We start from the raw sequence: 341 nt of genomic DNA, 5'->3' as shown, positions 1-341 counted from the left end.
CCTGCGGAGCGTAACGAAGTGACGTGTCCATCGCTTCTTCCGTTCCCCGCTATACATTGTATAGATTTTGAATGATCAGCCACATTTTTAATATTCATCTAGTTTTTACCTATGTAATTCTTTTTACATACTAGCAGGAAAACGAAAAAAGAGATAGAATATTCACTATAGGAGTGGGATTAAGTGTTTGCGAAATAATTCTGACTGAATAGTCATTCACAATCTATGAAGAACATGGTATGATAAGAGTAACTATTTTTCGTTATAGTCAGATTATTTTGTGGACGAAGAGGAGATGAGAAACAAATGAACATATTGCCGCTGATGAACCTCATCGCATT

Source organism: Aneurinibacillus sp. UBA3580, from assembly GCF_002375825.1.
Classification (GTDB): domain Bacteria; phylum Bacillota; class Bacilli; order Aneurinibacillales; family Aneurinibacillaceae; genus Aneurinibacillus; species Aneurinibacillus danicus.
Note: the sequence above shows the minus strand (reverse complement) of the source record.